Below are 4,974 nucleotides of genomic sequence, written 5' to 3'. Positions count from 1 at the left end.
GGGCGCGGCGCGGATGGTGCGATTGCTGGAGGCCGGGTCGCGGATCTCCTGGTCGCCGCCGGCGCGGGCCGGCTGGTTGGCCTGGGCCGAGGCCGCGCGGCGCTCGGCTTCCCAGGCGGCCTTCTTGGCCGGATCCCACAGCGGGGCGGGACGCTCCAGCGCGCCCTGCTTGCCACAGGCGGCGGCCGTGACGGCCAGGGCGGCCAGGACGAGGACGGTCAGGGGGCGGGTCATGCCAGCAGTTCCTTCCAACGCGCGATCTGGGCGCGGACCTGGGCGGGGGCGGTCCCACCATAGCTCATGCGGCTGGCCGCCGAGGCGGCCGGGGTGAGAACAGCGTAGACGTCCTGCGTGATCCGGGCCTCGATCGCCTGGAACTGTTCCAAGGTAAGATCGGCCAGATCGACGCCAAGACCCTCGGCCGTCTTCACGGCCGAGCCTGTCACGTGGTGCGCGTCGCGGAAAGGCATGTTCAGCGTCCGCACCAGCCAGTCGGCCAGATCGGTGGCGGTCGAGAAGCCCGCGCCGGCGGCCTTGGCCATGTTCTCGGTGTTGGGAGTCAGGTCGGCGACCATGCCGGCCATGGCCAGCAGCGACAGCTCAAGCGCGTCGAAGGCCTCGAAGGTCGGGACCTTGTCCTCCTGCATGTCCTTCGAATAGGCCAGTGGCAGGCCCTTCATGACCACCGTCAGGGTGGTCAGCGAGCCCAGGATGCGGCCAACCTTGGCGCGGACCAGCTCGGCCGCGTCGGGGTTCTTCTTCTGCGGCATGATCGAGCTGCCGGTCGTGAAGGCGTCGGTCAGCTTGATGAAGCCGAACATCGGCGTGGTCCACAGCACGATCTCCTCGGCCAGGCGCGACAGGTGCGTGGCGGTGATCGAGGCGGCCGACAGGGCTTCGAGCGCGAAGTCGCGGGCCGAGACGCTGTCCAGAGAATTGGCGGTCGGACGGTCGAAGCCCAGCGCCGCCGCCGTCTGATGGCGGTCGATCGGGAAGGGCGAGCCGGCCAGGGCGGCCGCGCCTAGCGGGCACTCGTTCATGCGGGCGCGGGCGTCGCGGAAGCGGCTGGCGTCGCGGCCGAACATCTCGACATAGGCCATCAGGTGGTGGCCGAAGGTCACCGGCTGGGCCGGCTGCAGGTGGGTGAAGCCGGGCATCAGAGCGTCGGCGTAGGTTTCGGCCTGGGCCAGCAGCGCCTTCTGAAGCGCTTCAAGCTGGCCGGCGGAGCGGTCGCAGGCGTCGCGGACCCACAGGCGGAAGTCGACGGCCACCTGGTCGTTGCGCGAGCGGGCGGTGTGCAGCCGGCCGGCCGTCGGGCCGATCAGCTCGCGCAGCCGCGCCTCGATGTTCATGTGGATGTCTTCGTATTCGTCGCGGAACGGAAAGGCGCCCGCGGCGATCTCGCCTTCGATGGCGTCGAGCCCTTTCAGGATTTCCTCGCCGTCGACGCTTGCAATGACGCCCTGGCTGATCAACATCCGAGCGTGGGCGCGGGAGCCTGCCAGGTCCTGCGCCCAGAGGCGCTTGTCGAAGCCGATGGAGACGTTGATCGCCTGCATCAGTTCCGCCGGCTTGGCCGTGAACCGACCGCCCCACATGGCTTGACCCTGGCCGTTGGCCTTGGGCGTATCGGAGGCGTTGTCGGTCATATGAACGAAGTCCACTTGGTCGAAGACGGTAAGGCCGCGTCGAAGCGCAGCCCGCTGCTATGGGCGATCTTGGGCGTCGCCCTGGTGGGCGTCGCGGCGGTTCTATACGTCATCGTCGCCGCTTCGTTCAAACCCCATGGGCCCGCCGACCTGCGAGAATTCAAGAAGGGGACGCTGGAAAAGCTCGACGTGCCCGCCAATCCGCGTCCGGCGCCCGACACGGTCTTCACGAGCCTGGACGGAAAGCCGGCGACCCTGGCCGATTTCAAGGGCCGCGTGGTGGTCATGAACCTGTGGGCCACATGGTGCGCGCCCTGCAAGGCCGAGATGCCGACCCTGGCCAAGCTGCAGGCCGCCTACGCCACCCAGCCGGTGACCGTGCTGCCGATCAGCGTCGACCGCGACAGCGACCTCAACCTCGTGCAGGCCGAGATGGCCGCCAACTCGCCGCTGAAGACCTATCGCGACCCGTCCTACAAGCTGTCCTTCGCGCTGGAGCCCAAGGCCGGCGGCTTCCCCACCACGGTCATCTATGATCGCCAGGGTCGCGAGCGCGCCCGCATGACCGGCCCCGCCGACTGGTCGGCGCCCGAGGTCCGGGGCCTGGTCGAGAAGCTGCTGGCCGAGAAGTGATCGATCCGGCGACCCTGGAGCCGCTCGCCGACGACGCCTGGCCGGCGCGGGAGCGGGCGCGACTCGGCGGCTGGCGACTGAACGCCTCGTCCGGGCGTTCGATGCGGATCAACGCCTGCTGGCCCCTGGAAGCGCCGGATCGCGATCCCGAAGCCGCCCTGGACGCCGCCGAGGCGTGGTTCGCCGCCAGAGGCCTGCCGCCGCGCTTCAAGCTGACCGATGGCGTCTTCGCGCCGGCGGACCTGCCAGAACGTCTTTCCAGGCGCGGCTATGGGCCGGTCAAGGAAACGCTGGTCATGATTGGGCCGGCCGAGGGGCGGGATGACCCCGCCATCCGCCTCACCCGCGCGCCCGACGCCGCCTTCGAGGCCGTCTTCACCGCCACGGCCGGCGATCCGGAGGACGGGCGCGAGCGGCTGGAGGCCCTGAGCCGCATTCCCGCGCCCGCCTGCTTCGCCCGGCTCGATATCGACGGCGCGCCGGCGGCGATCGGCGCGGCGGCGGTCGGCGGCGGCTTCGCCGGGATCTTCGGCATGCGCACCGCGCCGGATCATCGTCGCAAGGGCCTGGCTCGGCGGGTGTTGCTTGCCCTCCTGGCGGAGGCGAGGGACCTGGGCGCCGATCGCGCCTGGCTGCAGGTCGAGGCCGACAACGCACCGGCGATCGCGCTGTACGCCGAAGAAGGCTTCGAACCGGCCTACGCCTATCGCTACTGGATAAAGACGCCCGCCTGAGCCGTGCTCAGGCAAAACCCAACTCGGCGCGCAGGGCCGCGGCGCTGGTCCCCTCCGCCCTTATTTCCCGCAAGGTCTGGGCTTTGTCGCGCTTGGCGTAGCGCTTGCCGTCGGGACCGACCAGCAGGCCGTGGTGGCGGTAGACCGGCGTGGGCAGGTCCAGCAGGGCCTGCAGCAGGCGCTGGATATGGGCGGCCTCGAACAGGTCGTGGCCCCGAATCACGTGGGTGACGCCTTGCAGAGCGTCGTCGTGGACCACGGCCAGGTGGTAGGCGACGCCGACGTCCTTGCGGGCCAGGACGATGTCGCCTGCGGTCTCGGGGCGCGCCTGGATCAGGCCAGCTTCTCCAGCGGGACCGGCGCCTTCCTCGACGAAGGTCAGTCCGCCGAAGCCACCGAGGGCTTCGCGCGCCGCGGCGAGGGACAGGCGCCAGGCGAAGGGCTCGCCGCGCGCCAGCCGTTCGGCTTCCTCGCCGACGGGAAGGGGCTGGCCGACATAGGGGACCGCCGGCTCATGCGGGGCCCTGCCGATGTCAATTTCCTTGCGGGTCTTGAAGCAGCGATAGACCAGGCCTTTCGCGCGCAACGCCTCGATAGCGGCGTGATAGTCGGCCAGGTGCTCGGACTGCCGGCGAACGGCCGCCTCCCACTCAAGGCCAAGCCAGGCCAGATCCTCGAGGATGGCGGCCTCGTACTCGGGGCGGCGGCGCGTGGCGTCGATGTCCTCGATCCGCAGCAGGAAGCGACCGTCGACGGCTTGCGCGGCGCGAAAGGCGGTCAGGGCCGAGAAGGCGTGGCCGCGATGCAGGTGGCCCGTCGGCGAGGGCGCGAACCGGGTGACGAAGGTCACGCTCTGGGTCTCAGTCCTGGGTGGTGAATTTCGCGAACATGCCCAGGTGTTCGAACACCGCGCGAAGGAAGGCTTCCTCGCCGCCCAGCATCTCCTTGAGCGGGGCGAACTGCTTGAAGCTGATCATCTCGGCCAGGCCGTGGCCGGCGCACCAGGCGGCGATCGTCGCCAGCTCCAGGTCGATCTCGGCCACATGGGCGCCGGTGTGCTCGGCCAGGGTGTTGCGCACCTGGCAATAGGCGCCGTCGTCCTTCAGCTGGTCGGGCAGGGCGTCCTTGTCGCGCGAGCGGTCGTACATCACGCGGTAGAGGGCGGGGTTGTCGCGGGCGAAGCGGACATAGGCCACGCCCAGGTTGGTCATCCGGGTGCGCGGGTTTTCGGTCGAGGCGCGGGCGTTGGACAGCGCCTGGTCCAGCTCGACCCAGCCCTCGTGGGCCACAGCTTCCAGCAGCTCGTTCTTGTCCTTGAAGTGGTGATAGGGCGCGGCGGGACTGACGCCCGCCTCGCGCGCCACGGCCCTTAGCGACAAGGCGCCCGGGCCTTCGGTCTCGAGAATCTTGCGCGCGGCGTCGACCAGCGCGCGGCTGAGGTCGCCGTGGTGATAGGGGCGGGATTCGACGGTCGCTGTGGTCATTGGCCTCACTCTAACCATACCTTTCTAAAATTTCATCCAAACGCTGTAAAGATCATCTTGACGGCGTTCAGATTGCTGCTATCTAAGCATCGTCCAGATTGGTTTGGCCCCGCGCCGGCCAATGCTCCGTTGGGGGGCGGGACGAAACAAACTGAGGGACTATCGTCATGCTTCGCTCGCTGAGCGCCTTCGAAAGCGCTTTTGACCGCCTCGCCGGTGGTTATTTCCTGGTCATCGCCCTGGCTGTCGCTGGCGCCGTCGCCGGCGTGGTTCTGTAAGGCGAGACCTCGCGATCGGCGGGTCCGCGCCGCCCCTTGCCGGGGCAGGCCGCCCGCCGCCGCGTCCGAATGGCTTGATGCCTCTCCGTCGGGGAGCTAACCAAGCCAGGACGCGTTAGGCCTTCGGACGCCTTCAAGCGCGTCGCAGGCAGTTTTAAATGATCCAAGTTTCATACCGGCCATGAGCGTCGCCTTC

General features: G+C 69.1%; 7 protein-coding genes. 3 read left to right on the top strand and 4 right to left on the bottom strand.

Going from position 1 to position 4,974, the window contains the following annotated elements; genetic code table 11:
• Together VJ655_RS00640 and argH are read right to left on the bottom strand one after the other, a co-directional pair.
• The coding region (locus tag VJ655_RS00640) for a hypothetical protein (RefSeq protein WP_324097454.1) at positions 1–252 on the bottom strand (252 nt) is incomplete at its 3' end.
• Complete coding sequence (gene argH / locus VJ655_RS00635; RefSeq protein WP_324097453.1) at positions 231–1,649, bottom strand: argininosuccinate lyase; 1,419 nt, start codon at positions 1,647–1,649, stop codon at positions 231–233. The genes argH and VJ655_RS00640, both read right to left, overlap by 22 nt.
• On the opposite strand from argH, the gene VJ655_RS00630 reads away from it, so the two are divergent.
• Both VJ655_RS00630 and VJ655_RS00625 read left to right on the top strand, forming a co-directional pair.
• The gene (locus tag VJ655_RS00630; protein WP_324097452.1) at positions 1,650–2,282 is read left to right on the top strand and encodes a TlpA disulfide reductase family protein; all 633 of its coding nucleotides are present in this window, start codon (positions 1,650–1,652) and stop codon (positions 2,280–2,282) included. It abuts the gene before it with no gap.
• Complete coding sequence (locus VJ655_RS00625; RefSeq protein WP_324097451.1) at positions 2,279–3,016, top strand: GNAT family N-acetyltransferase; 738 nt, start codon at positions 2,279–2,281, stop codon at positions 3,014–3,016. The genes VJ655_RS00630 and VJ655_RS00625 overlap by 4 nt, the downstream gene beginning before the upstream one ends.
• 7 nt (positions 3,017–3,023) lie before the next feature.
• On the opposite strand, the gene gluQRS is transcribed toward VJ655_RS00625, so the two are convergent.
• Positions 3,024–3,866, bottom strand: a complete 843-nt coding sequence (gene gluQRS / locus VJ655_RS00620; RefSeq protein ID WP_324097450.1) for a tRNA glutamyl-Q(34) synthetase GluQRS — start codon at positions 3,864–3,866, stop codon at positions 3,024–3,026.
• A 10-nt stretch (positions 3,867–3,876) separates the two neighbouring features.
• On the bottom strand, positions 3,877–4,500 hold the full coding sequence (locus VJ655_RS00615) for a TetR/AcrR family transcriptional regulator (protein WP_324097449.1): 624 nt from the start codon (positions 4,498–4,500) through the stop codon (positions 3,877–3,879).
• 167 nt (positions 4,501–4,667) lie between these two features.
• On the opposite strand from VJ655_RS00615, the gene VJ655_RS00610 reads away from it, so the two are divergent.
• Positions 4,668–4,778 carry a hypothetical protein gene (locus tag VJ655_RS00610; protein ID WP_324097448.1) on the top strand — a complete coding sequence of 37 codons (111 nt, stop codon included), beginning with the start codon at positions 4,668–4,670 and terminating at the stop codon, positions 4,776–4,778.
• The last annotated feature ends 196 nt before the right edge of the window (positions 4,779–4,974 follow it).

The organism is Caulobacter sp. (genome assembly GCF_035254145.1).
Classification (GTDB): domain Bacteria; phylum Pseudomonadota; class Alphaproteobacteria; order Caulobacterales; family Caulobacteraceae; genus Caulobacter.
Note: the sequence above shows the minus strand (reverse complement) of the source record. Positions and strands in the feature narration are given on the sequence as shown.

Coding starts and splice junctions, on each gene's coding strand:
- argH (WP_324097453.1), bottom strand. CDS start 1,649: ATGACCGACAACGCCTCCGATACGCCCAAGGCCAACGGCCAGGGTCAA.
- VJ655_RS00630 (WP_324097452.1), top strand. CDS start 1,650: ATGAACGAAGTCCACTTGGTCGAAGACGGTAAGGCCGCGTCGAAGCGC.
- VJ655_RS00615 (WP_324097449.1), bottom strand. CDS start 4,500: ATGACCACAGCGACCGTCGAATCCCGCCCCTATCACCACGGCGACCTC.
- VJ655_RS00610 (WP_324097448.1), top strand. CDS start 4,668: ATGCTTCGCTCGCTGAGCGCCTTCGAAAGCGCTTTTGACCGCCTCGCC.